The sequence below is a fragment of the Halomonas chromatireducens genome, assembly GCF_001545155.1.
GTDB lineage: Bacteria > Pseudomonadota > Gammaproteobacteria > Pseudomonadales > Halomonadaceae > Halomonas > Halomonas chromatireducens.
Window position 1 is genome coordinate 1841610 of sequence record NZ_CP014226.1, and the last position, 26097, is coordinate 1867706.

The 26097-nt window shown below is 59.0% G+C and carries 24 protein-coding genes; 16 read left to right on the forward strand and 8 right to left on the reverse strand.

Annotation, left to right across the window (positions count from 1 at the left end):
• The first annotated feature begins 33 nt into the window (after positions 1 to 33).
• Positions 34 to 2097, forward strand: coding sequence for a prolyl oligopeptidase family serine peptidase (locus tag LOKO_RS08555; RefSeq protein ID WP_083517505.1), 2064 nt, complete (start codon positions 34 to 36; stop codon positions 2095 to 2097).
• Here the strand turns inward: LOKO_RS08555 and LOKO_RS08560 are convergent.
• The 3 genes from LOKO_RS08560 to LOKO_RS08570 form a co-directional block, all read right to left on the reverse strand.
• Positions 2094 to 2735, reverse strand: a complete 642-nt coding sequence (locus tag LOKO_RS08560) for a TetR/AcrR family transcriptional regulator (RefSeq protein WP_066447713.1) — start codon at positions 2733 to 2735, stop codon at positions 2094 to 2096. The two genes, LOKO_RS08555 and LOKO_RS08560, sit on opposite strands and share 4 nt — an antisense overlap.
• A 71-nt stretch (positions 2736 to 2806) precedes the next feature.
• Positions 2807 to 4858 (reverse strand): NADH:flavin oxidoreductase, encoded by a 2052-nt coding sequence (locus tag LOKO_RS08565; RefSeq protein ID WP_066447718.1) that lies wholly within the window; start codon positions 4856 to 4858, stop codon positions 2807 to 2809.
• A gap of 133 nt (positions 4859 to 4991) precedes the next feature.
• Positions 4992 to 5450 (reverse strand): thioesterase family protein, encoded by a 459-nt coding sequence (locus LOKO_RS08570; RefSeq protein WP_066447721.1) that lies wholly within the window; start codon positions 5448 to 5450, stop codon positions 4992 to 4994.
• Between the two features lie 227 nt (positions 5451 to 5677).
• On the opposite strand from LOKO_RS08570, the gene LOKO_RS08575 reads away from it, so the two are divergent.
• From LOKO_RS08575 to LOKO_RS08600, 6 genes are all read left to right on the forward strand, one after another.
• Complete coding sequence (locus LOKO_RS08575; RefSeq protein ID WP_066447728.1) at positions 5678 to 7261, forward strand: ABC transporter substrate-binding protein; 1584 nt, start codon at positions 5678 to 5680, stop codon at positions 7259 to 7261.
• Positions 7262 to 7328: 67 nt separating this feature from the next.
• The gene (locus LOKO_RS08580) at positions 7329 to 8309 is read left to right on the forward strand and encodes an ABC transporter permease (RefSeq protein ID WP_066447734.1); all 981 of its coding nucleotides are present in this window, start codon (positions 7329 to 7331) and stop codon (positions 8307 to 8309) included.
• A complete protein-coding gene (locus tag LOKO_RS08585; protein ID WP_066447738.1) occupies positions 8306 to 9271 on the forward strand; it encodes an ABC transporter permease in 966 nt (321 codons plus the stop codon). The genes LOKO_RS08580 and LOKO_RS08585 overlap by 4 nt, the downstream gene beginning before the upstream one ends.
• The gene (locus LOKO_RS08590; RefSeq protein WP_235588978.1) at positions 9243 to 10373 is read left to right on the forward strand and encodes an ABC transporter ATP-binding protein; all 1131 of its coding nucleotides are present in this window, start codon (positions 9243 to 9245) and stop codon (positions 10371 to 10373) included. Before LOKO_RS08585 ends, LOKO_RS08590 begins: the two co-directional genes overlap by 29 nt.
• Positions 10363 to 11412, forward strand: coding sequence for an ABC transporter ATP-binding protein (locus LOKO_RS08595; RefSeq protein ID WP_066447744.1), 1050 nt, complete (start codon positions 10363 to 10365; stop codon positions 11410 to 11412). Before LOKO_RS08590 ends, LOKO_RS08595 begins: the two co-directional genes overlap by 11 nt.
• Positions 11413 to 11425: 13 nt before the next feature.
• Positions 11426 to 12184, forward strand: coding sequence for a sulfite exporter TauE/SafE family protein (locus LOKO_RS08600; RefSeq protein ID WP_083517506.1), 759 nt, complete (start codon positions 11426 to 11428; stop codon positions 12182 to 12184).
• Positions 12185 to 12285: 101 nt separating this feature from the next.
• Here the strand turns inward: LOKO_RS08600 and LOKO_RS08605 are convergent, their stop codons facing one another.
• Entirely contained in the window at positions 12286 to 13368 is a 1083-nt protein-coding gene (locus tag LOKO_RS08605; protein WP_235588979.1) for a TonB-dependent receptor domain-containing protein, read from the reverse strand.
• Here LOKO_RS08605 and LOKO_RS08610 point away from each other — a divergent pair.
• Positions 13288 to 14016 (forward strand): ABC transporter ATP-binding protein, encoded by a 729-nt coding sequence (locus LOKO_RS08610; RefSeq protein ID WP_417935397.1) that lies wholly within the window; start codon positions 13288 to 13290, stop codon positions 14014 to 14016. The two genes, LOKO_RS08605 and LOKO_RS08610, sit on opposite strands and share 81 nt — an antisense overlap.
• A 175-nt stretch (positions 14017 to 14191) precedes the next feature.
• Here LOKO_RS08610 and LOKO_RS08615 read toward each other — a convergent pair whose 3' ends face one another.
• The 4 genes from LOKO_RS08615 to LOKO_RS08625 form a co-directional block, all read right to left on the reverse strand.
• A complete protein-coding gene (locus LOKO_RS08615) occupies positions 14192 to 16051 on the reverse strand; it encodes a DUF2235 domain-containing protein (protein WP_083517507.1) in 1860 nt (619 codons plus the stop codon).
• Positions 16044 to 16535: a DUF3304 domain-containing protein gene (locus tag LOKO_RS08620; protein WP_235588980.1), complete on the reverse strand. Its 492-nt coding sequence runs from the start codon at positions 16533 to 16535 to the stop codon at positions 16044 to 16046. Before LOKO_RS08620 ends, LOKO_RS08615 begins: the two co-directional genes overlap by 8 nt.
• 2 nt (positions 16536 to 16537) lie before the next feature.
• Complete coding sequence (locus tag LOKO_RS18785; protein WP_083517508.1) at positions 16538 to 17005, reverse strand: DUF3304 domain-containing protein; 468 nt, start codon at positions 17003 to 17005, stop codon at positions 16538 to 16540.
• A 253-nt stretch (positions 17006 to 17258) separates the two neighbouring features.
• Positions 17259 to 18248 carry an IS481 family transposase gene (locus LOKO_RS08625; RefSeq protein ID WP_066447754.1) on the reverse strand — a complete coding sequence of 330 codons (990 nt, stop codon included), beginning with the start codon at positions 18246 to 18248 and terminating at the stop codon, positions 17259 to 17261.
• 549 nt (positions 18249 to 18797) lie between these two features.
• On the opposite strand from LOKO_RS08625, the gene LOKO_RS19365 reads away from it, so the two are divergent.
• From LOKO_RS19365 to LOKO_RS08655, 8 genes are all read left to right on the forward strand, one after another.
• The gene (locus LOKO_RS19365) at positions 18798 to 19280 is read left to right on the forward strand and encodes a hypothetical protein (RefSeq protein WP_144439641.1); all 483 of its coding nucleotides are present in this window, start codon (positions 18798 to 18800) and stop codon (positions 19278 to 19280) included.
• A gap of 101 nt (positions 19281 to 19381) precedes the next feature.
• A complete protein-coding gene (locus tag LOKO_RS08640; RefSeq protein WP_066447760.1) occupies positions 19382 to 21550 on the forward strand; it encodes an AAA family ATPase in 2169 nt (722 codons plus the stop codon).
• A 108-nt stretch (positions 21551 to 21658) separates the two neighbouring features.
• Positions 21659 to 22117, forward strand: coding sequence for a GIY-YIG nuclease family protein (locus tag LOKO_RS19370; protein ID WP_144439642.1), 459 nt, complete (start codon positions 21659 to 21661; stop codon positions 22115 to 22117).
• A gap of 96 nt (positions 22118 to 22213) precedes the next feature.
• Positions 22214 to 22918 carry a hypothetical protein gene (locus tag LOKO_RS18790; protein ID WP_083517510.1) on the forward strand — a complete coding sequence of 235 codons (705 nt, stop codon included), beginning with the start codon at positions 22214 to 22216 and terminating at the stop codon, positions 22916 to 22918.
• 89 nt (positions 22919 to 23007) lie between these two features.
• Positions 23008 to 23562, forward strand: coding sequence for a GNAT family N-acetyltransferase (locus LOKO_RS18795; RefSeq protein WP_201025373.1), 555 nt, complete (start codon positions 23008 to 23010; stop codon positions 23560 to 23562).
• 38 nt (positions 23563 to 23600) lie between these two features.
• Positions 23601 to 24011 carry a VOC family protein gene (locus tag LOKO_RS08645; RefSeq protein ID WP_066447765.1) on the forward strand — a complete coding sequence of 137 codons (411 nt, stop codon included), beginning with the start codon at positions 23601 to 23603 and terminating at the stop codon, positions 24009 to 24011.
• Between the two features lie 374 nt (positions 24012 to 24385).
• Positions 24386 to 25345: a transcription termination factor Rho gene (gene rho, locus LOKO_RS18805; RefSeq protein WP_083517511.1), complete on the forward strand. Its 960-nt coding sequence runs from the start codon at positions 24386 to 24388 to the stop codon at positions 25343 to 25345.
• Between the two features lie 79 nt (positions 25346 to 25424).
• Entirely contained in the window at positions 25425 to 25985 is a 561-nt protein-coding gene (locus LOKO_RS08655) for a dihydrofolate reductase family protein (RefSeq protein WP_066447772.1), read from the forward strand.
• Positions 25986 to 26097 lie beyond the last annotated feature (112 nt).

Here is a 26097-nt window from a genome sequence, read left to right on the forward strand (position 1 = left end):
TGGTGGGCAAACCACGCCCACCAGGAGACTCCCATGGCTGACCCGCACGACGAGCACGATCCCCACCTGTGGCTCGAGGAAGTCGAGGGCGAGCGCGCCTTGGCCTGGGTGGAGGCACGCAACACCGAGAGCCAGGCAAGGCTTGCCGATTCGCCCGGCTTCGACGCCCTGCGCGCCGACCTCCAGGCGATCCTCGAGGCCGACGACCGCATCCCCTTCGTGGTCAAACGCGGCGAGCACTTCTACAACTTCTGGCAGGACCGCGACCACCCCCGCGGGCTGTGGCGTCGCACCACTCCCGAGGAGTACCGCAAGGCGCGGCCCGAGTGGGAGGTGCTGATCGACCTCGACGCGCTCAACGCCGAGGAGGGCGAGAACTGGGTGTGGCACGGTGCCCACTGTCTGCGCCCTGCTTCGCCCGGCGAACCCTGGCGGCATTGCCTGGTGTCGCTCTCCCGCGGCGGCGCCGACGCCGATGTCACCCGCGAGTTCGACCTGGTGGGGAAGCGCTGGGTCCAGAATGGCTTTTATCGCCCCGAGGCCAAGGGCAGCCTGGGCTGGATCGACCGCGATACGGTCTATGCCCAGACCGACTTCGGCGAAGGCTCGATGACCCGCTCCGGCTACCCGCGCATCGTCAAGCAGTGGCGTCGCGGCACGCCGCTGGCCGAGGCCGAGACGGTCTTCGAGGCCGAGCTCGACGACATGGCGGTGGGGGCCGCCCACGATTCCACGCCGGGCTTCGAGCGCGACTTCGTCAGCCGCGCCCGGGCCTTCTACGACAGCGAGCTCTTCCTGCGCGAGGCCGACGGCACCCTGCGCCGTATCGAGGTGCCCAACTCGGCCCACAAGCAGGTGCACCGGGAGTGGCTGCTGGTGGAGCTCCGCGAGCCCTGGGCGCTCGGCGACATCACCCATCCCGCCGGTGCCCTGCTGATCACGAACTTCGATGCCTTCATGGCAGGCGCGCGCGACTTCCGCGTGCTGTTCACCCCCACCGAGCGCACCTCGCTGTCCGACGCCACCTGGACCCGCCATCACCTGATCCTCAACGTGCTCGACGACGTCAAGCACCGGCTCTACGTCATGACACCGGAAGCGGGGCAGTGGCAGCCCGAGCCGCTGACGGGCGCGCCGGCGCTGGGTAGCGTCAGCGTGAGCGCGGTGGACGACGAGGAGAGCGACGATGTCTTTCTCATCGTCAGCGACTACCTGACCCCGACCACGCTGCTGCACGGCCGGGTCGGCGAGGAGCTCGAGACGCTCAAGCAGGCCCCGGCGCTGTTCGATGCCGAGGGCCTCGAGGTGACCCAGCACTTCGCCACCAGCCAGGACGGCACGCCGGTGCCCTATTTCCAGGTGGCGCGGCGTGATCTCGAGCCGAGTGGCGATCATCCGACCCTGCTCTACGGCTACGGCGGTTTCGAGGTGCCGCTGCTGCCCGGCTACAGCCCCGGCGTGGGGCGCGCCTGGCTCAGCCGGGGCGGCGTCTATGTGGTGGCCAACATCCGCGGCGGCGGCGAGTACGGCCCGCGCTGGCACCAGGCGGCGCTGCGCGAGAAGCGCCACAAGGCCTTCGAGGACTTCGCTGCCGTGGCAGAAGATCTGATCGAGCGCGGCGTCACCTCGCCGCAGCGGCTGGGCATCCAGGGCGGCTCCAATGGCGGCCTGCTGGTGGGTAACATGCTGACGCGCTACCCGCAGCTGCTGGGCGCCGTGGTGTGCCAGGTGCCGCTGCTCGACATGCGCCGCTATCACCTGTTGCTGGCCGGTGCCTCGTGGATGGCGGAGTACGGCGACCCCGACGGCGACGACTGGGACGCCTTCCTGCGCGATGTCTCGCCCTACCACAACCTCGACTCGGGCGCCGATTACCCGCCGCTGCTGCTGCTGACCAGCACCCGCGACGACCGCGTCCACCCGGGCCATGCACGCAAGATGATGGCGCGCATGCACGAGCAGGGGCACCAAGTGCTCTATTACGAGAATATCGAGGGCGGCCACGGCGGTGCGGCGGACAACCGTCAGCGCGCCCACATGCAGGCGCTGGCGTTCAGCTTTCTTGGGCAGCAATTGATGGGCGGGGGGTGTAACTAGGAGATGGCTTCCGACGCATGAACATGCCTAGCCTGGAAGCGCTGCAGCTCGCGGGTCTGCGGCACCTGCCCGGTGAAGATCTCGACGTAGGCGGGGATGCGCTGCATGCGCACCTCGAGCGCTTCCTGTGTATTCATCGAGATATAGCCAATCTGGGTCAGGTAGATGGTGCGGCCGCGCACGTTGGCGGCCAGCGGCGCGTAGCCGAAGCGCTCGAACATATGTGTCAGCGCGTTGATGCGCGCCTCGTCCGCGGCATCGACTGCCCTCGCCACCTGGTCCGACTGCAGCGCCCAGCTGCGCATCGCGAACTCCAGCTGGGAGTCGAAGAGGGCGTGGTCCAGCCAGCAGTCGAAGACGTTGAGGATCGCTTCGGTGATGCTCTCGGCGTAGGCCTCGGTCTGCTGCACCAGGCCCTGGGTGTTTTTCTCCCGCCAGCGCTCGATCAGGGCGTCCAGCAGCGCCTCGCGATCCTTGAAGAACCAGTAGAAGCTGGTTCGCGAGACGTCGAGCCGCTTGGCCAGCGGCAGGATGCGTACGCTATCCACGCCGGAGTCGAGCAGCAGCTCGAAGGCGGCGTCGAGCCAGGCATCGCGGGAGCCTTTCCATTTGGTGTCGCGGTCGGTGCCACTCGGCATCAGCTGATGTCTCCGTTCACTAGGCCTTGTACGAAAAGTCTTCGAGCGCAGGCACTTTTCGTCAAGCGCCTCTAGATATCCTTCACCAGCCGCAGGGCATCATAGATCGCCGCATGGGTATTGCGTGACTCGACGGCATCGCCGATGCGAAACAGCTGGAAGCTGCCGTCCGGGTTACGCACAACCGCCTGGGGCTGGCCGGCGATCAAATCGTCGTAGTTCACTTCGCCGCCGTTGCTGGAGTGTGGCTTGAGCTCGAAGTAGATGTCGGCCATCGGCGTGATGCCATAGTTGACCACCACCTGGTCGACGCGCCGCTCCTGGTCCAGGTCCAGCTGATCCTGCACCGCATAGTCGCTGGTGATCCTGGCCAGCAGCTCGCCGCCTTCCCGCTGCACGGACTTCAGCCGGTAGGTGGGCGTGAAGGTGACGTTGGAGCGCTGCAGGGCGCGCATGTAGGGCACCAGGTTCATGGCCATGATCTCCGCCGAGAAGGTGCGGTCCGGCGTCATGATCTCGAGTTCGGCCCCGCTGGCGGCGATGATCTCCGCCGCCTGCATGGCGGCATGATCGCCGGCATCGTCGAACAGCAATACCCGGCTTCCCGGCGCCACGTGCCCGGAAAGGATATCCCAGGTGTTGATCACCAGCTCGCGGCCGACCTCAGGCTGGTCCTCCATGGGATAGCCGCCGGTGGCCACGATCGCCACGTCCGGCTTCTCGGCGAGCACGTCCTCCACCTCGGCCCAGACGTTGTAGCGGATCTCGACACCGAGCGCCTCGCAGCGGGCCAGGCGCCAGTCGATGATGCCCATCATCTCGCGGCGACGCTCGCTCTGTGCCGTGAGACGCACCTGTCCGCCGGCATCGCTGGCGGCTTCCAGCACCACCACTGAATGGCCCCGTTCGCCGGCGACCCGGGCGGCCTCCAGCCCCGCGGGGCCGGCGCCGACGATCACCACCCGGCGCTGCTGCGCGGCCTTGGGGATGGTGTGGGGCATGGTGGTCTCGCGCCCGGTGGCGGCGTTGTGAATGCAGTAGGCGGCGCCGCCCTGGTAGATGCGGTCGAGACAGTAGTTGGCGCCGACGCAGGGGCGGATCTCTTCCTCGCGGCCTTCCATGATCTTGCGCACGATGTGCGGGTCGGCCATGTGGGCGCGGGTCATGCCGATCATGTCGACCTTGCCCGAGGCGATGGCATGGCGGGCGGTGGCGACGTCCTGGATCTTGGCGCCATGAAAGGTGGGGAAGTCTACCTGGCGTTTGATTTCCCCGGCGAAGTCGAGGTGCGGGGCGCTCGGCATGCCCTGGATGGGGATCACGTCGGTGAGCCCGGCGTCGGTGTCGATATGCCCGCGCACCACGTTGAGGAAGTCGACCAGGCCGCTCTCCTTCAGGCGCCGCGAGATCGCCATCCCGTCGCTTGCCGTGAGCCCACCCGGCAGCATCTCGTCGCCGGTATAGCGCACCCCGACGATGAACGCTTCGCCGACCCGCTGACGAATGGCACGCAGCACGTCGAAGGTGAAGCGCAGCCGGTTGTCGAGGTCGCCCCCGTAAGGCCCCTCGAGGGTATTGGTCAGCGGCGACCAGAACTGATCCATCAGGTGGCCGTAGGCTTGCAGCTCGATGCCGTCGAGGCCGGCGGCGTACATGCGCTCGGCGGCATCGGCGTAGTCGCGGATCAGACGCTCGATGTCCCACTCCTCCACCTGCTTGGGAAAGGCGCGGTGGGAGGCTTCACGGCGATGCGAGGCCGATACCGCCGGCAGCCAGTCGCCCTTGTCCCAGCGGGTGCGCCGGCCCAGGTGGGTCAACTGGATCATTACCGCGGTGCCGTGTTCGTGGCAGGCGTCGGTAAGCTCACGCATCCAGGGCACAACTTCGTCCTTGTAGGCCAGGATGTTGTTGAACACCGGGGGGCTGTCCTTGGCTACCGCTGCTGATCCTGCAGTCATGGTCAGGCCCAGCCCGGCCCGGGCTCGCTCGACATGATATTCACGATAAAGCGCCTTGGGCATCCCATCCTCGGGATAGGCAGGCTCGTGGGACGTCATCATCAGCCGATTCTTAAGCGTGAGGTGCTTGAGCTGGAAGGGCTGCAGCAGCGGATCGTTGGCCATGCCCCGGCCTCCATCTTCTTGTTGTCTATTCAACAACAATAGATACCAATGTACATTGGTGTCAATTTAATGTTCATGAGTGTTTATCTTGGGGATGCAACTGCTTATGCGGTGAGTTTCGACGCGGTTTCCCTTACTTTTGCGGTATGCCGATGCGTCGTCCGGCCGCCGACGGCCAGGCGTCGGCTTCGGCCTGCGGCAGGGCGGCGATCGCTTCGGCTACCTCGGGCGGAAAGGGTGCGGGGCGGCGGCTCCGGGTATCGATGCCCATCAGCATCTGCTCGCTGGTGGCCAGCAGCTCGCCCTGGTCATCGCGCATGGAGAAGAACGCATGCAGCCGCTTGGCATCGTGGTCGAGACGCAGGGCTTCTACGCTCAAGGCTTGATTTTGAAGGACCTCTCGGTGGTAGCAGAGATGCGTCTCCAGGGTGTAGAGGGTGTACGCCAGTCGCTCACGTCCCTCGGCATCGAGGCCGAGCTGCTCCATTAGCGTATCCACTGCCAGAGAGAAGGCCCTGGCATATTCGGCATCGTTCATATGGCCGTTGTAGTCGACCCATTCGGGGGGTACGCGAACCTCCAGTAGTTTCATTGTTTTTCCTCCGGCATTTCCCTGTTCGGTATCGACGATGGTCGGTTTTTTCTGTGCCCATCGAGGCATTCCACCCAGGTAAAGGGCGCTTTGGAAAAAAAGCAACTATTGATAGTCGAAATAACGCTGAAAGCCTCTCACCGTGCGAGACTGGCATTATTGGCTAAGGTATGGGAGAACACTACCAGGGCTTTCGCCCATCAAACGCTCGATTGAGGAATAACAAGATGCTGCTCAAGAAGACCTTACTGGCTAGCGCCGTGATCGGTGCAATGCTGGCGACTGCCGCCCATGCAGAGACCCTGCGTTGGACCCGCTCCGCGGACAGTCTGACCATGGATCCCCACTCCCAGAACGAGGGGCCGACCCACTCGGTCAATCATCAGATTTTCGACACCCTGCTCTATCAGGACATGGACGTGGAGTACCAGCCTGGCCTGGCCACCGAATGGCACGTCAAGGAAGATGAGCCCACCGTCTGGGTGTTCAAGATCCGTGAAGGCGTGACTTTCCACGAGGGGCAGTCGCTGACCGCCGATGACGTGGTGTTCTCGCTCAACCGCGCCCGCCATGAGCACGCCGACATGCGTGGCCTGCTGACCTCCATTTCCGAGGTCCGTGCAACCGACGATTTCACCGTCGAGGTGGTTACCCACGAGCCGAATCCGCTGCTACCCAACAACCTGACCAACCTGTTCATCATGAGCCGTGAATGGGCCGAGGAGCACGGCGTCGAGGAACCGCAGAACTATGCGGCAGGGGAAGAGACCCATGCCGTGCGCAACGCCAACGGCACCGGACCCTTCCGTGTCGAGAGCCGTGAACCCGATGTGCGTACCGTATTCGTGCGCAACGACGACTACTGGGGCATCGACCACTACCCGCTGGAAATTTCCCGCCTGGTATTCACGCCCATCGAGTCGGCCTCAACCCGTGTGGCGGCGCTGCTCTCCGGCGAAGTCGACTTCCTGCAGGAGACGCCGGTTCAGGACATCGAACGCCTGGGCAGTGCCGACGGTCTCAAGAACGAGCAGGGCGCGGAAAACCGCACGATCTTCCTCGGCATGCAGATGGGGGCGGCAACCCTGGAAACCGCCGATACCGACGACAACCCCTTTGCCGACCGTCGTGTGCGCGAGGCCATCAACCTGGCGGTGGACGCCACCACCATCCAGACGGCGGTGATGCGCGGTAACTCCGAGCCCGCCGGCATGATCGCCCCGCCCTTCGTCAACGGCTACACCGAAGAGATGGACGAAGTGCTGCCCGCCGACCTCGACCGTGCCAACGAGCTGATGGCGGAAGCAGGCTATGGTGACGGCTTCCGCGTCACCCTGCAGTGCCCCAACGACCGCTACGTCAATGACGAGCAGATCTGCCAAGCAGTGGTCAGCATGCTGGCGCGCATCGGGATTACCGTGGATCTGGCGGCCCAGACCCGCTCGCTGCACTTCGCGGAGCTGGCCCGTGGCGAGTATGACTTCTACATGCTGGGCTGGGGTGTGCCCACCATGGATTCGGAATACGTCTTCAACTATCTCTACCACACCAAGCAGGACGACCTCGGCACCTGGAACTTCACCGGTTACTCCGATGAGCGTGTCGATGAGCTGACCGTGGCCATGGGCCAGGAGACCGACGAGGAAGCGCGCAACGAGATGATCGCGGAAGCGTGGCAGATCGTGCATGACGAGATCGTCTATATCCCGATCCACCACCAGATGCTGACCTGGTCGATGCGTGACGATATCGACTTCCAGGTGCAGAGCGAGAATACGCCGCACTTCAAGTACCTGCGTTTCAACAACTAAGTCAACGATGCAAACCAGCCCCCCGGCCGCCACAAGCGCCCGGGGGGCTAACTAATGTGGTAATCCCATGCTTGCATTTCTAATACAGCGTGTACTGCAGGCCATCTTCGTGATGTTTGTGGTCGCGCTCATCTCGTTCTCGTTGTTCCACTACGTGGGCGACCCGGTGCTCAACATGCTGGGGCAGGAGGCCACCGAGGCCGATCGTGCCGCGTTGCGGGCACGCCTGGGTCTCGATCAGCCGGTAGTGGTGCAGTTCTATCATTTCATCGTCAATGCCGCCCAGTTCGAGTTCGGCATTTCCTACCGCTCGGCGCGACCGGTCACCGATCTGATCATTGAGCGCCTGCCGGCGACCCTGGAGCTGGCCATCATCTCGGCGATCTTCGCCGTGGTTATGGGCATCGGCCTGGGTATCTACACGGCCCTGCGCCGTCGCAGCTGGCTGTCGCGCTTCATCATGACCGCCTCGCTGATCGGCGTATCGCTGCCCACCTTCCTCATCGGGGTGCTGCTGATCTATCTGTTCGCCGTGGAGCTGGGCTGGCTGCCTGCCTTCGGCCGTGGGCAAACGGTGCGTATCGGCGACTGGTGGACCACCGGGTTATTGACTTCGAGCGGGCTGCGTTCGCTGATCCTGCCGGCGATCACCCTGGGGCTGTTCCAGCTGACCCTGATCATGCGTCTGGTGCGTGCCGAAATGCTCGAGGTGCTCAGCACCGACTACATCAAGTTCGCCCGGGCCCGGGGGCTGTCGGATCGGGTGGTCAACCTGCGCCACGCGCTGAAGAACACGCTGATCCCGGTGATTACCATCATCGGCCTGCAGCTCGGCACCATTATCGCCTTCGCCATCATCACCGAGACGGTGTTCCAGTGGCCCGGTGTCGGTGCGCTGTTCATCACCGCCGTGCGCTTCGTCGACGTGCCGGTCATGGCCGCCTACCTGATGATGATCGCGCTGGTGTTCGTGGTCATCAACCTGGTGGTGGACCTGCTCTACTACGCCGTCGATCCGCGCCTGCGCGCGCAGGGAGGTGGCAAATGAGCCAGGAACTTCAACGCGCCGAGTCGACCCCGGTGGCGCCCAAGCCGCCGGGCAAGCTGCGCACTTTCCTCGACAGCGACATCGTCCATTCCTGGAAGAACCAGCCGGTTGTCATTGTGGCTACCCTGGTGACGCTGATCATGTTCGCCGCGGCCCTGTTTGCGCCCTGGATCGCGCCGCAGAACCCCTTCGATCCGCGCCAGCTGGAGCTGATCGATGCCTTCACGCCGCCGCTGACGACGTCGGACTTCACAGGCAACTTCTACCTGCTGGGCAGCGACAGCCAGGGGCGGGACGTCTTCTCGGCGATTCTCTACGGCTCGCGCATCTCATTGCTGGTGGGCTTTGCGGCGGTGATCTTCGCCCTGGCGCTGGGTACCGCCCTGGGGCTGATGGCGGGTTTCCGCGGCGGCTGGCGCGATGCCCTGATCATGCGCATCGCCGATGTGCAGCTGACTTTCCCTTCGATCCTCATGGCATTGCTGATCTTCGGCGTGATCCGCGGTTTCCTGCCGCGTTCGATGCACGCCGAGGTGGCGATCATCGTGCTGATCATCGCCATCGGGCTCTCCGACTGGGTGCAGTACGCCAGGGCGGTGCGCGGGGCGACCATGGTGGAGAAGAACAAGGAATACGTTCAGGCGGCCCGGGTGATCGGCCTGCCGGCGCGCAAGCTGCTGTTCCAGCACATCCTGCCCAACGTGATGCGACCGGTGCTGGTCATCGGCACCATCGGCCTGGCGCTGGCGATCATCGCCGAGGCCACGCTGTCCTTCCTGGGGGTCGGCATGCCGGCCACTCAGCCGAGCCTGGGGACCCTGATCCGGGTTGGCCAGGATTACATGTTCTCGGGAGAGTGGTGGATCCTGCTCTTCCCCGGGGTGGCGCTGCTGATGCTGGCGCTCTCCGTCAACCTGCTGGGAGATTGGTTGCGTGACATCCTCAACCCCAAGCTCCGATAAGAAAGGCGCCGTTACCCATGCCGGCCCAGGTGAACAGAGCGGCCAGTCGCCGAGCCACAAGTTCGACGATGCGACGCTTCAGCAAGAACCGGTACTCAGCGTGCGCCATATGCGGGTGGAGTTTCCCACCCGCCACGGCACCCTGGTGGCGTTGGACGACGTCTCCTTCGATATCGCCCCCGGCGAGGTGCTGGGCGTGGTGGGTGAATCCGGTGCCGGCAAGTCGATGACCGGCAACGCCGTGATCCAGCTGCTGGAACCCCCGGGCCGTATTGCCGAGGGCGAGGTCTACCTCTCCGGCAAGCGTATCGACACCCGGGCGGAGGAGGACTTCGTGCCGTTGCGCGGCCGCCATATCGGCATGATCTTCCAGGACCCGCTGACCAGCCTCAATCCGCTGTTCTCCATTGGCGACCAGTTGATCGAGACCATCCGCACCCACCTGCCGATGAACGAGAAGCAGGCCCGCGAGGAGGCCTTGAAGCTGCTGCGGGAGGTGGGAATCCCGGCGGCGGAAGAGCGGCTGAACAGCTACCCGCACCAGTTCTCCGGTGGCATGCGTCAGCGGGTGGTGATCGCCCTGGCGCTGGCGGCGCGGCCCGAGTTCATCATTGCCGACGAACCCACCACGGCGCTGGACGTTTCGGTGCAGGCGCAGATACTCGCCCTGCTCAAGCGGCTCTGCGCCGACCACGGCACCGCAGTGATGCTGGTCACCCATGATATGGGGGTCATCGCCGAGACCGCCGATCGCGTGGCGGTGATGTATGCCGGCCGGCTGATCGAGATCGGCCCCGTGGAGGAGGTGATCCGCAGCCCCCAGCACCCCTACACCAGGGGCTTGATGGCCTCGATCCCGGGTATCGAGAAGAGCCTCCATCGGCTCTATCAGATCGAGGGTTCCATGCCACGGCTGGCGGCCATTCCCCCCGGCTGCGCCTTCAACCCACGCTGTCCCCACGCCCAGGAGCGCTGCCGCAGCGAACGGCCCGACCTGATGCCGGCAGGCGCCGGCCGGGCCGCCTGCTGGCTGCACGACCCCGTCGATCCGCTTCCCCGTCTCGACGAGAACGATACACAGGAGCATGCCCATGTGCGCTGACACGGCGATCAAGCAGCCGCCGTCACCGGCGAGCGGCGACGTTCTTCTGGAGGCTCGGGACCTGGCGCGCCACTTCGACGTTTCCAAGCCCTGGCTCAACCGGGTGCTGGAGCGCAGCGAGAAGCTGTCGCTCAAGGCGGTGGATGGCGTGAGCTTCTCCATCCGGCGCGGCGAGACCGTGGCCCTGGTCGGCGAGTCCGGCTGCGGCAAGTCAACGGTGGCCCGGCTGGTGGTGGGGCTGTACGGCCTGACCCGGGGCAGCCTCGTCTTCGACGGCGAGGACATTAGCGACCTGGCGAACCGTACCGGCCGCCAGGCGGCCAGCCTGCGCAAGCGTTTCCAGATGATCTTCCAGGACCCCTACGCCAGCCTCAACCCGCTCTGGCGCGTTGGCACTATCATCGGCGAGCCGCTGCGCTTCTTTCGCCCCGAGATGAGCAGTGCCGACCGCCGCCGCCGCGTGGGCGAGCTGCTCGAACAGGTGGGCATGTCCCCCATGGATGCGCTGCGTTACCCCCACGAGTTCTCCGGCGGCCAGCGCCAGCGCATCTCCATCGCCCGGGCGCTCTCCAACGAGCCGGAGTTCATGATCTGCGACGAACCCACCTCGGCACTGGATGTCTCGGTGCAGGCGCAGATCCTCAACCTGATGCGCGACCTGCAGGACGAGTACGGCCTGACCTACCTGTTCATCAGCCACGACATGGCGGTGGTCAAGCACATGTCGGACCGTATCGCGGTGATGTACCTGGGACGCATCGCCGAGATCGCTCCCTCCGACCAGCTCTTCGCCAACCCGCATCACCCCTACTCGAAGATGCTGCTGGCCGCGGTGCCGTCGCTGGAAGGAGGCGGCAAGGAGCGCACCACGATCCAGGGCGAGGTGCCCAACCCGGTGCATCCGCCCTCGGGCTGCGCCTTCCATCCGCGCTGCCCCCATGCCAACGCGCGCTGCAAGGCGGAGGTGCCGCTGCTGATCGCCCGCGACGACGGCAGCGAAGTGGCCTGCCACGGCGTCGAGGAGGGGCGTATCGAGTGAGACGCCGCGACTGATGCTGGAGCTGCTCTCGCCGCTGTCGGGCGGGCTCAACCTGGGGCTGGTGGCGTTGTCGGCACTGACCTCGGCGCTCTCCGCCGCGGCCGGCATCGGTGGCGGTACGCTGTTGATCATCGTCATGGCCCAGGTGATGCCGGCCACGGCGCTGATTCCGGTACACGGCATGGTTCAGCTCGGCTCCAACGGTGGCAGGGCGGTGATGACCCGGCGTCATATCCGGATGCCCGTGATCGCCGCCTTCCTGCCCGGCGTGGTCGTGGGTGCGCTGGTAGCGGCCTGGCTCCTGGTTCGCCTGCCGCCAGGCGTGCTGGAACTCTGTATCGCCGCCTTCGTGCTCTACTCCTGCTGGGGGCCGGGCCTGCCCCAGCGGGCGGTGGGGCGCACGGGTACCGTGATCGCCGGTGCGGTGACGACGCTGCTCTCCAGCCTGGTGGGGGCCAGCGGCCCACTGGTGGCCTCCTTCATCAAGCAGGGCATCGCCGAGCGGCTGCCGCGGGTGGCCACCTTCGCCACCTGCATGACGCTGCAGCACCTCACCAAGGCCTTCGTTTTCGGCTTCGCCGGCTTCGTCTTCCGCGACTGGCTCTGGCTGATCCTGGCCATGGTGGCGGCCGGTGTGGTGGGCACCTGGGCGGGACTGCGGCTACTGCATCGCGTGACCGATCATCGCTTCGATGTCCTCTTCAAGTGGACCCTGACCCTGCTCGCCCTGCGGCTGATCTGGCTGGGGGGCGAACGCCTGCTGGGGACTTGAACGCGTCAGCGCAATGCAGTGCCCGCAAGGAAGGTGTTGGCAACAAAAGCCCCGGCCGGGCCGGGGCAAGCGGTTGAGGTAAGCAGCACTAGTCGTTGCTGTCAGAACTCGTAGGTGGCGGATAGCCAGAAGCTGCGGCCGTCCAGGGCGACGCCATCGGTGGCGCGGCCGGTCTGGGTAAAGCGATAGGCCTGGTAGGTATCGCCCTGCCACTCGTAGCTGTCGGCCGCGCCGAAGTCCTTGTCGAGCAGGTTGTAGATCGTGCCGGTCAGGCGGACCTGATCGGTGAACCGATAGGTGGTGCGCAGGTGAAACAGCTCGTAGCCATCCAGCGTGTTGCCCACCTGCTCGTACATCGCCAGGTTCTGTCCGCTCTCCGGTATGCCGTCGGTGAAGCGGTCCCGTGAGGAGTAGTACTCGCCTTCGAGGGTGGCGTTGAGCCTGTTGGTCACGTCCCAGCCCAGGCTGGCGGTGAGCTTGTGCCTGGGCGTGTTGGTGAGCAGCAGGCCCTCCTCCTCGCCGGAGGTGATCTCGGTATCGGTGTAGGTATAGCCGCCGCGCACTTCCCAGGCGGGAGCGATGCGATAGCGCGCCTCCAGCTCGATGCCCCGGGTTTCCGCTTCGTCGATATTGATCAACTGAGAAAAGCCGGTCTGCTGGGAGAAGTTGCCCACGCTGATACAGCCGGGGACGTTGCCGTCCGGATGCAGGCAGTTGGCAATTTCCGCCCCATCGGCGATGCGATCGGTAAAGCGGTTGTAGAAGGCGGTGCCGCTGACCCTCAAGCCATCCAGGTTGTCGTAGATGGCGCCGAGTTCGTAGTTGGTGCTCTTCTCGGGTTCGAGCTCGGGCGAGCCGATGGTGATTGTCTCCCCCTGGTTGGTGAAGCCGGTGATGCCGTCATGCAGCTGGTTGAGCGTTGGCGTCTTGTAGCCGCGGCTCACGCCACCCTTGAGCGTCCAGCGGTCGTTGGTGTTCCACACCAGGTAGCCGCGGGGGCTGAAGTGGCCGCCGAAGGCGTCGTGGTGCTCATAGCGGCCGCCCAGGGTCAGCGCCAGGTCATCGCGCAGCCACCACTCGTCCTCGGCGAACAGCGCCCAGCTCTGCTGTTCGAAGGCCTGATTGCCGGCTGCGCCATCCTCCAGCCGCGCATCGATGTACTGGCCGCCCTGGCCATGCTGCATGCCCCCAGCCAGGGCGCGGTGCTGCTCGATGGCAAGGACATCCAGCAGCTCCCGGTACGCGAACTGGCGCGCCTCCTGGCCCTGCTGCCACAGGAGGCGGTCGCCCCCGAAGGGCTGATCGTTGCCGAACTGGTGCGCTTCGGTCGCCAGCCTCACCAGGGCTGGCTGCGCCAATGGTCGGCTGAGGATCAGGAGGTAGTACGCGAGGCCCTTGTGGCGGCGGACGTGATGGAATTATCAGAACGTACCCTGGACACGCTCTCCGGCGGCCAGCGCCAACGCGCCTGGATCGCCATGACCATCGCCCAGCAAACGCCGTTGCTGCTGCTCGACGAACCGACCTCGGCGCTGGACCTGGGCCACCAGATCGAAGTCTTCGAACTGGTGCGAAGGCTCGCCGCCGGCGGGCGTACCGTGGTGATGGTACTCCACGACCTGGCCAGCGCCTGCCGCTACGCCGACCACCTGCTGGCGCTGCACAACGGCCAACTGGTGGCCGCCGGCCCACCGGGCGAGGTCGTCACTACCGGCCTGGTACGCCGGCTCTACGATATCGACTGCACGCTGATTCCCGACCCCGACCCCGCCACCGGCAGCCTGCTGCTGGGCAATGTAAGGAGGGCGGGGCGGTTTGAGGAAGCCTGCTAGGCTCTGTCCGAAAACTGGCTGCGCTCGGCCATACGGCGTTAAAAATTGGCTCAAAGTACTCATTTACACCCCGTAAACTCGCACGCGAGCCCGGTCCGTCTTCACGCCGATTTTTGCCTTGTCTGGCCTTCGCTCGCCGACTTTTCAGACAAAGCCTAGCGCGGCCCTGGGCCATTCACCGCATGGTCCAGGCGGGCATCTGCTCGCAGGGGTGTGGCTCCGTTACCTGAGTGATGGATTCCTCCCCCGGCTGGTCAATACCACGATACGTCATGAACCGGTATCCACCACTAATCTGGCTGGGTTGACGATTACGGTAGTTCATTTCCTCTGGCTGTTTGTCGTGCAGTCCATACGCGAATAGCAACTCGATAGGCTCGGGAAGTGCGGGTGGAGATTCTTCTCGAGTCCATCGGTGCCAGTTTTCAGCCAAAATGAGGTTTTCACGCAGCACGGCTCGGGCATGACGCCGCGTGTCATTGTGAGGCGACGTGAAGCGATTGCGTATGTGCTGGGCTTCGCGATCTACCTGCTCGAGCCATCCCCATGCCGCATTCAAATCGGCGAGCCCAGCCTTGATGTCGTCACGCTCCGATTCTTCCAGCTCCCATTGCTCGCGACTCTCGGTGAGAGAGGCCGTTACTGCCCCCAAAGTGCGATTGTAGTAGCGGTTGGGCAGCGCATCCTCCCGATTTTCTAGTATTGCCAACGCCTCTCGGTAATCACGATATCGCTGAGCCAACCAGGCCAGGTAGATCAGCGTATGGAAGCGAAAACTCTCCGCTGTCGGGTTTCGGTGGCTCGAAGTCTGCCGTTGGTAATGTCTGGCCATTGTAATTAGCGAGTAGCCTTCGATCTGATCATTCAGCTCAAAAAGCTGCGCGGTAATGACATCTCTTTCGCGCAGGCTCTCTAACGAGGGAAATGGAACGCCCGCAGTCGTTGCTCGACGATACATACGGTGCAGTGCAGCGCGCGATAGCTCGGCGCTGGCTTTCTGCTCATCGGATACCAGGCCGCCGCCGATGTCTTCACTGATGCCAGGGCAAAGCTCCTCTCTCCATCGAGAGTTCTGTCCACCCAAGGGACGGCAGCGGCGATAGTAGCGACGTTCATGGGCAGCTATTAGATGCAGAGCATGCTGACACCCTGAATGCAGAGGGCCGCCATCGTCGAGTACCGGCGTGAGCGGATGGAACCAGTCGAGTGGACCCATATCGGGGTGACTACGATCCACACAGTCGAACAATCCGGCGAACACTACCTTGACCTCGGCGCCCTCATAGCGATGGCTGCTTCCTTCTTTCTCGCATAGCTCGTCCAGCAGTTCGCGTACGAAGGCTTTGGCCATGGCTGCGCCGAAATCGAAGCCAAAGATGGAAACGCGGATTTGAGTCAGGGGCAATTGGCTTCCCTGCTTCACGTCGTTCACACTTTGTTGAAAGTCCCGAATGGCGGTCGACTGTCGTGTATGGGAGCCGCTCATCAGCACGCTAGCCATGAGTGAGTTATCCCGGATGGGTGCGAAGGCCTCAGCCCCCGTGCGTATTGCAGAGTCTCGTGCCTGCTTGAACCAGTTCCAAGGGCGAGTGATTGAGCCCTTGAACGAGCGGCCGAATACTTCCCACCAGCGGCCGCTTTGGTTGCCGGATGCGACGTCTTTGGCGGCTTCGATGCCGCTGCCCCGTAACTGACCATCACGGGTAGTTCCTGCTTCACTTGGCGCACGGTGGGCGGCGCCCATCAGGTTTTCGGAAAGGCTCGCTTCGAAGGGGGTTCCCAAACCAGAGTAATAGTATCTATCGAAACTTCTCGAAAGGGTGCTTTCCTCTTGTACAGGGTATGCAGAAAATAAGCGGCTAATATTACTCACGCGACCAGTTCGCAGATCGCTTTCCAAGTTCCTTCCCATGCCATCAAAGAAAAAGCCAACTTCCAGCATCCGTGTGCAGTTGGCTCCCAACCTAGTGGACGCTTCGTTATCTGTTCGTGCATTCAATGCCTTTAGGCACTCTAGTGTCTGCTGGTCAGTCATGAGTATGCTCCTCACGAAGTCGCTGCGAGAGCGGCGACTGCAGGTCAGGGCTCCAGGCCATTTCCACACGGTTGCCAGGCAAAAAATGTACATGAAGATACTGATCTTCGCGGGTGCGCTCCGGCATGGGCAAGGTGACGCTATGGCGTTCAGACTCCACGCCTGCTCGCTCTTGCTCCCCGGTCATGCTAAGTATCCAAACCACTTCTGCAGTATTGCCTTTAAATGCCCAGCAGCAGGTTACCCCTCCTCTTGTATATGGTCCGCCAGAATAGAAAGGTAAATTCCCTCCCCAGTTGTCATTGACCCAAAAGCTGTATATGGGGCGGTCAATATGGGTATGCCCGGTTAAGGAACCACCAGTGGGTTCACGTAAAAAAAACTGCCAGACTACTGCAGTCACTATTGCCCCAACCAAAATGACCTGCAGCCAAGTCGGGATCAGGCGAAAGAAGCGACTAATCGCCCAGCGTGATAGCATCATTATCATCCTTGTTGGTGTCGATCTGTACTGCTTTTCATGAGTTGCTGAGCGAGCGGCGATTGCAGGTCAGGGCTCCAGGCCATCTCCACTCGGTTGCCAGGCAAAAAATGTACATGAAGATACTGGTCCCCACGAGAATGGGCCGGCATTGTTAGAGTCACACTATGACGTTCAGACTCCACACCTGCGCGCTCTTGCTCACCGGTCATGCTAAGGATCCAAATAACTTCCATCGTATCGCCTTTGAAGGACCAGCAGCAGGTAGTTCCACCATTTCCTCCCCAGTTGGCATTAACCCAGTAGCTAAAAATGGGACGATCAGTATGGTTATATCCGGCGAGGCTCCCGCTGACTGAGCTGGGAAAAAGCGCTTGCCAAGCCAAGGTAATAACGATAGCTCCTATCATGACGACCTGCAGCCATGCAGGAATCAGGCGAAAGAAGCGTCTTATAGCCCAATTAGCGAGCATCAGGTTGGCTCCCCATACGTTTTTTCAAGCAGTTCGAGCAATGAAGTTTCGCCTCTAGCGGCTTGTGCCAGTAGGGGGCGCATCTCCTCCGATTCCCAAAAGATGTCCCCTTGGCTGAGCTTTAAGTATGCAAAGGTTCGGCGATCTGATGTGCGTTTCAAACCGTACGAGTCGGCTTTTTCCAGCACCTGTCCAATCAGGCGAGGGCGCTCGCAAGGGCAAATGTTGTTGAACAAGTCTGGCGTATTTTCAATTAGGTGTCGGGTCCCGTGTGATTGACCACCCGCTTAGTAAATAACTCAGGGCGTTTGGTCTGCCATTCCTTCATCGCTGCAATCGGTGATTGATGGTGCAGCGCCTTCTGTGGGATATGGTGGTTGTACAGCCAGCAGTAGCGTTTCAACGTCTGCTCCAGGTCCTCGCCTGACGTATAGCGGCGAGTCGCCAGTACATCGCTGATGCGGCCGTTGAAGCGTTCCACCATGCCGTTTGTCTGCGGCCTTCCCGGCTTGATCAGACGATGTGCGATGCCATGGGCCTGGCACTCCTGATCGAAGGGGTGGTGGCCGCTGGGCTTGCGCTCACCCGCCCGCGTGAAGCGATCGGTGAACGACTTGCCGTTGTCGGTCAGCACCGTCTGGATCTTGAAGGGAGCCTTTTCCTCCACCCGCTTCATGAACCCCCGCGCATCCTTCGCGGACTGGCTGCACCTGACCTCCAGATAGACCCAGCGCGTGGCACGGTCGATGGCGACGTACAGGTAGCGCTTTTGCTGCTCGTCGGGCATCTGAGGCAGGTGCTTGATGTCGACGTGTACGAAGCCCGGCTCGTAGTCCTTGAAGGGCTTGTACCGGGGCTTCTCATCATCGCCGGCGTCCTGCCGGGCCAATGCCGCCAGTGTTGGGACCTCGCGCCGCTTTAGCATGCGATGCAGGCCAGAGCGTGACAAGCGGGGATTCAGGAACTCACGGGCCACGACGAGGAGATCATCCAAGCCGAGGCGAAGAAATTCGCGAGCCGTGATCAGCAGCTCCTCCTGCTCGGGAGTGAGCGTGGCGAGCAGGTTGTGACGCGTGTGTGGACGGTCATAGACATCGTCACGGTATCGCCAGCGCCGGATGGTCGCGGTGGAGACGCGATACTGGCGGGCTAGCTCACTATCCGTGATGCTGAAGGGTGCTGCCTGGATCTCGGCACGGATCTTCGGTGTCGTCGTCGCTTGTTTATGCAGCTTGATGTCCATGAACCTGCTCCCGGATGAATTGCTGAAGAAGCTCCCTCGCTGCTAGCAGAGGATAACTTCTATAGGCGATCCGATCATCCGGGACCCTACAGCTATGCAAGAATTGAAGTCTCGCATTGACAAGATGGTCGGAAAGCACCGAGATGACTGCCTAGAAGCTATTCTCACACATTTTAGTAGATTGGCTGTTGTGATTGGGGTGATGGCGGGCTCTGGTGCTCTAGTCAGGTATAGAGAAGTGGTGCTTCCTGAAGCTCCCAGTTTCGCTGGCTTCATGGGTTTAAGCTTACTTCTCGTCTCTTTTGGACTGTTGGCTTGGGTTGCATTTAGCGGGTGGTACAAATTGGTGGAGATGAGTAGTTACTCATGGAGTAAGCACAGCGCTGGCGCGCTGATTATGGTTCTATCTATGCTCTTTGTCGTTGCAGGTGTGCATGCAGCATTCTCCAATTAACAAGGCCAATCACGGCGACAGCTTTTCCGTTGCGGCTGCGCCTTCACTACAAAGCTGCGCGTGTTGGCGGCGTTATGTTGTAAACGAGGTATTCAATGAATTTGGAAGTAAATAGTCTCGAGTACAAATGTTGGCACGAGATAGGGCATGCTGTAGTTTGCTTGCATTTAGGCGGGACGGTCGAGTTTGTAGAAATAATGGGTGAGGAAAGTGAAGGAAGAGGCTTTGCTCGGGCAAGATGCAACACCACACCTGATATACGTCCGTCCGTACTGTGCGCAGGTTTCGCGACTGAATACGTCCTTTCAAGAAAAGGGTTTCTAGCTGCAATCGACGAGAAAGAATTTACGCAGTTAGTTTTCAAGAACGCCAGCATAGATAGAGAAATGTACCATCGCGTCTCTGATCAGCATGACTTTAGCGAGAATGAGGATCGGGAGTTCATGAATTTGGCTGTCACGATTGTTGCTCCAATAATCGCCTCTCATTTTAGTAAGATGCGTGAAATTGTAGGAATACTTTGTAGCGAAGGAAGAATAGAAGGTTCGAAAATTGAAGCTGTACTCAAAGCAACATAACCAAGCCATTAAATTCGCTCCCTGCGGTCGCCGGACCTCGTTACATTCGGCCGCTTATGGCTGGCGTTATGTGCTTTGGAGTAGTAGGAGGTATCGATAGGGTGATTGCCGAAATTTACATGGATGCAGTAGCGAGCTTTAAGCAAGCTACGTCGCTCGTTACGGATAAGAAAATAAATCTTATCTACGGCCTAAACGGCACCGGTAAATCAACAATCTCCAACTTCCTTTATGAGCCCGACAATCCTGCGTTCATTTTCTGCAAAAAGGTGCCCGCAGCATCGGTTCCAATTCTCGTTTACAACCAAAATTTCATACGAGACAACTTCTATGTTGCGGATAGTCTGCAAGGAATCTTCAGCCTTTCAAAAGAGAACAAAGAAGCTGAACAAAAGATAGCCGACGCGATAAAGAAGCAAGGGGAGCTTGAGCAGGATATACAAGAGAAGTGCAGTGAAAAGGAGTTGGCAACACAGGCACTTTCCAAACAAAGAAACCAGGCCATAGAAAAAGTTTGGAGCATCAAACAGACCTATGCTGGCGGTGATCGCGTTCTTGAATACTGTCTCGAAGGGCTAAAGGGACAAAAAGACAAGCTTTTTGCCCACCTCCAGGGCATCCAGAAGCCCGCCAGTGAGCCAAAAAAAGACGTTCAAACAATCCGGCAGGAAGTAGAAGCGCTCAAAGGTGATGATGCTCAGTTCCAACCGCGACTAGCTACGCTGTCTTTTGCTGCTTACAGTGTCGAGTCTGACCCGGTGTTCGGAAAATCCATCCTTGGGAATACCGATAGTGAGGTTGCAGCTCTAATCGAGAAGTTGGGGAATTCGGACTGGGTAAAGCAAGGCCTTTCTTACTTGCCGGAGAGTGTAGGTAATTCAAACACGCAATGCCCATTTTGCCAGGAAGCAACAATTTCGGAGAAATTTATCGACAGCGTAAGGTCGTACTTTGATGTGACCTACGAGAAGCAGTTAGACGAGCTTGCGCAACTTCTAAAGGCGTACCGAGCCGCTTTTGATTCGTTGCCGGGACTGAGTTCCTTTATCGATCATCCATTCGCAGAAAAGCGCAAGGACTCCATAACCAATAAATATCAGTTGCTTGTAGACGCTCTCCAGAGTAATGCTCGCAAGATTGAAGCAAAGTTAAAGAGTCCAAAGGTTCCGACTACGTTGTCCGACACGACTGGCTTGGTCGCCAATTTCAACTCAGCAGTCGGCCAGATTAACTCAGAAGTCGATGAGTACAACGACAAGCTCAAAAACCGTGAATCTGCTCTCGAAAACTTACGCAACGAGTTTTGGCAACTGATGCGGTGGCAGTATGACCAAACAATGGCGAGGCTTGATGCCGACCGACAGGCGGCTAACCAGCAACTGCAAGGCTTAGATGTAGAGATCGGAAATATTGATGCTGAGCTGGCAAAGGTCAAAGGGGAAATTGCGGAGGCACAAAAACAGACCGTGAATATTGACCACGCGGTCAGTGCTATCAATGCAGGACTTATTGACCTCGGCATAGATGACTTCAGAGTACAGAAGCACTCTGACAACCTCTATCGTGTGGTGCGCGCAGGTGATTCCAAAGACGCATTTCACTCGCTAAGCGAGGGAGAGAAGATGATGATCAGCTTCTTGTACTTCTGCGAGCTGTGTAAGGGTAAGGCTAGCGCAGAGGACACTCAAGCTCAGCGCATCGCAGTGATAGATGATCCAATTTCGAGCCTTTCTCATGTATTCATCTTCAGCGTCGGGCAACTCATTCGTTCGGTGTTCTTCAAGGGGGATCGGTTCAGTCAGGTCATTGTCCTGACCCATAGTCTGTACTTCTTCTACGAGATGACAGATCCGAATCACGAGCGCCGTGAGAAAACACAGAAATTGTTTAGGCTTTCAAAGCCCTCTTCTGGCAGCGTCATCCAGGAGATGAAGTACGAGGAAATTCAAAATGACTATCAAGCATACTGGTCTGTTGTTAATGACCAGTCTCAACCGCCGGCACTTATCGCAAACTGTATGCGCAACATAGTCGAGTACTTTTTCAACTTTGTTCGCAAGAAAGACCTGAATAATGTTTTCCAGATGCCGGAGCTCCAAGATGCGAAGTACCAAGCGTTTTGCCGATATATCAATCGGGAGTCACATTCACTTGGCCAGAACATCATAGATATGAAGGAGTTCAACTATGACGTCTTCAAGGAGGGATTGAGGCTGGTTTTTGAGAAAACGGGCTACTCGGACCACTACAAAGCCATGTCTAAATGCTAGTAGTGCCAAGGGAGAAGCGCACATAACAATCGGCTGCACGGCGACCGATTTTCCGCCGCTTCGCTGCTTCAAACCGGCGCGTGAGCCGGGCGTTATGCAGGAGAAGCAATGAGCTCGATTGACGCTTTGATTGACTCCACAGACGAATTTTTCCGTCGGCACTGGACATCTTGCATCGCGCATCCTACGCCAGAATGGAAAGCCGACTGGGACTGGAAAGGCTCCGTGCCGCACCATGATAAGCGCGGTGTTTACGCACTATTTGACGAAGCAGGTAAAGTTATATACGTAGGTCTTGGCGCCTCGGTAGGCGGAGGAGATCGTACAGGCTATGGAATATCGCGACGGTTGCTTGCACATGTAATAACCACCGACAAGACGAGAGGTCGAGGGCATTATGTGCCTCAAGGGAAGTGGTCGGAAGTTAGCTCGTTAGCAGCTATCGGCTTTCCTAATGAGTATTCCTATCTAGCTCCAGCGCTTGAGGATTATCTAATTGAAAGGTTAGCGCCGCCAAGAAATAGTAGCAAGAGAAGAAAGGCAAATGTTGAAGCTATCAATGCATAACAAAGCGCATCAATTCGCGCCGGTCGGCGCCGGACACTTGCTTCGCTCGCGCCGTTGTGCGCGGCGTTATGATTAAAAACCTACAAAGGAAACAACATGCTTTTCAGCGATGATTTTATAAAAAAAGTTGAAGATGAGCCCATACTGGGAGTTGTTAAAGCCTGTGAAATGGCGTTTTCAGCCATAAGCGAAGTAATGACAGACGAGCAAAGTTGGAATCAGGATGAACATGAAATTCTTTGGGAGGCTGCGTCTTTTATAAATGCTGTCTTAGAACAAGAAGGCTTTACGGTACCAGTCGAATTTCCTGAACCAACTGGTGATATTATAACAAATTGCAAAAATACGCATGAGTATATTTCTAGCGTACAAAGTCATTTCAAAGAGCAGTCCATTCTTCTAAAAGTTCAGTCTTATACTAGTCGATATAAAGCATCATTAAAGTCGTCTTTTGCTTATGAGTTCTCGCAAGGTGATTTGGAGCGTATACAAGTTCTTATAAATGAACTGAGGTCTAAGATATCAGAGCAGGAATCTTTAGAGCAGGAACACAAGCAACGGTTGCTAAAACGTCTTGAAAAGTTACAGTCAGAGCTCCATAAACGCGTATCAGATTTGGATAGATTTTGGGGGCTTGTCGGGGATGCCGGCGTAGTATTGGGGAAATTAGGCAAGGATGCTAAGCCCATTGTAGACAGAACTCGTGAAATTGCAGAGATAATTTGGAAGACTCAGGCACGGTCCGAGGAGTTACCAAGTGGCACTCAGAATCCAATGCTTGAACATGACGATAAATCATAACAAGTGCAGTCACGGCGACGCCCTCTCTATTGCGCCTTCGGCTCCATTCCAAGGTCGCGCGTGCTGCAAGCGTTATGCACAGGGAGGCTATGGTGCAGGTCTGTGAAACGGAGAGGTTGATTTTACGTCAGTTATCCCTCAGCGATGTTCCCGCATTGACTGAAATTCTCAGCGATCCTGAGGTGATGAAGCACTCGGTTAATGGCGTTTGTGATGAGGCCGCTACCCGAAAATTCGTTGAGTGGTGTTTATCCTGTTACGAGTCACATGGTGTGGGGCCGTGGGCACTAATCGATAAAGAATCTTCTGATCTCATAGGCTTTTGCAGTGCTGGACCAGAAATGGTTGGTGATGTCGAGGAAATCAACCTCGGCTACCGGCTTGCCAGGCGCTATTGGAACAAAGGGCTGGCATCTGAGGCGGCTAGAGCAGTTCTGAATTATGTTTTTGGAGAGAAACTGCTCAAATCAGTGGTAGTAATCATAGAGCCCGAGCATCTGGCATCGCTAAAGGTCGCTGAGAAGGCAGGATTTTCCAGCTTTGATGTACTGGAATTTCATGGTCGGCCGGTGAGACTATACCGGCTAACGTCTGAGCAATGGGAAACATTGCATAATAATGCCATGCGCGCGACAAGCGCGTAATGGCGGCCGTTAGGCTCCATCAGTCACGGAGGGAGTGAATGGAAATCAAGTGTATTGCGGGTTTTGCGTCAATTACGAAAGATCCCGCGGCAAGTGCGTCCCTGTATCAGGATGCACTAGGTCTGCCGCTGGAGAAGATGGACGATTATCGTTTTATGGATAAATTCCCCGGAGCGAATCATTTCGGGGTATGGCCCCTCTCTATGGCAGCCCAGTCTTGTTTTGGCCAAGAGGAATGGCCAGGCCATGTTCCTGAGCCGACAGCTACAATTGAATTTGAGTTGGCGGACGCGGCTGCTGTGGAGGCGGCAGTACAAGAAATGAAGGAAAGGGGTCAGGAGTTCGTTCATGAAACCCGGACTGAACCCTGGGGGCAGACAGTCGCAAGGTTTATTAGCCCCGAAGGAGTGTTGGTTGGTCTGAGTTATGCGCCATGGCTTCATGAATAAGAGCCTAACCATAGCGTCAACGCGGACTGGCTTTTCCGCTGACGCTCCAAAACCAGCCGGTTACGCTGGGCGTTCAGGCTGTAGAAAAAGCCCATAGCCTCCGTCGGTTTGGTAGGATCGGAAAAAACAGCCTAGGAGTGGTCATCATGCCCCGCTTCAAGCTCTACAACCATGATCAAAACGCCATGGTGGTGAATCCACTACCAAAATCAGCTCCAACCCGGTACCCTTGAGCACGCAGTGCATTACCTGATCGAGCATAAACTCGACTTGTCGGTTTTCCATCCCAGGTATCGCAACGACACGACAGGTCGGCTGGTCTATGATGCAGTTATTCTATAAATTCAGGTTATTCAAGGTGATTCATCGACATTATGGCGAGAAAAATACTAGCTTTGAAAGTGAAAAAGCAGATAGATGCCAAGCCCGCCGACGAAGTTGCAGATCAATTCCCTGAAGATTCCGAAAAACGTTTTTTAAATGGAGTCGCTATTCATCCTTCCCCACGCATTTATTTAGAGCTAGGTTCTAATCAGCGTAGTGTGCGAGCGATGGATTTAATTACACCAATTGGGATGGGGCAACGAGGGTTGATTGTTGCGCCGCCAGGCTCTGGCAAAACGACGATGTTAAAACATATCTGTCAGGCCGTGGCAGAAGCTTATCCTGACATAAAGCTGTATGCCTTGCTTATTGATGAGCGCCCTGAAGAAGTGACAGATTTTAAGCGCAGTGTTGCGGCAGAAGTACATGCATCGTCTTCAGATGAAAGCTACACACAACATGTAAGTGTGGCGGATAAGCTTCTTGAGACAGCTCGTAAGCAAGCAGGCGACGGTCATAATGTGATGATTGTGATTGATTCTCTTACGAGACTCTCGCGGGTTCATAATGCCGAGCAGCGAAGCAATGGTCGCACTATGTCGGGTGGGCTGGATACCCGAGCGTTGGAAATACCACGCAAACTGTTTGGCGCCGCGAGAAAGATTGAAAATGGCGGATCGCTCACCATTCTGGCCACCGTGCTGGTGGATACGGGAAGCCGTATGGATCAGGTGATTTTCGAGGAGTTCAAAGGCACGGGCAATATGGAAATCGTGTTATCACGGGAAGTGGCAAATCAACGGATTTTTCCTGCGATAGATATTGCCAAAAGCAGCACCCGTCGAGAAGAGATTTTGATTGATGCAAGAGATATTGAAAAAGTAAGGGCGTTGCGTAGAGCTTTGACAAGTCTTAAGCCAGCAGAAGGTGCGCAGAAGTTACTTGAATTATTGGAAAAATATCCAACGAATGCCGAGCTATTAGATATTTTTCACCAGCCTAATGGTTAGAGAGAAATGTAGGTAGCCGCTGCAAGGAACTCGTCGATAAGCGACAATTTAGCGGGACACCAAACTCGGAGTAAATGGCATGGGACTTCTAACCTTCAGTCTCAACGTCACCCTGGACGGCTGCGTCGACCACGAGGAAGGCATCGCCGACGACGAGACACACGCCTTCTTCACCCGCCTCATGGACGAGAGTGGGGCGATGCTGTGGGGCCGCGTCACCTACGAGATGATGGAGGGCTACTGGCCGGCGGTCGCTCGCGGCGATGAGGAGGCGCCGCCAGCGATGCGCGAGTGGGCGGTCAAGCTGGAGGCCAAGCCGAAGTACGTGGTGTCGTCGACGCGAACGGACTTCCCGTGGACCAACAGCCACCACATCGCCGGTGACCTGTGCACGAACGTGCAGAAGCTCAAGGACGCAACCCCTGCCGGCGTGCTCCTCGGTAGCGGCAAGCTCGCGACCGAGCTGGACCGGCTGGATCTGATCGACGCGTACAAGTTCCTCGTCCACCCCAGGATCGCCGGCCACGGCCCGACCCTGTACGAGAGCGGGCTGCCCGGCACGCGACGGCTCGAGTTGATCTCGGCGAAGCCGCTCCGGAGCGGCGCGGTCGCCATGCACTACCGGCGCGAGAGCGGCTAACTCCAAACCGGCCCGTGAGCCGGGCGTTAACCACCACCCCTGTCGATTTCGATCAGCTCCGTTCGACATTAGCTTGCCACCCACAGCAATCACCCACTGAAGGGAGCTAATG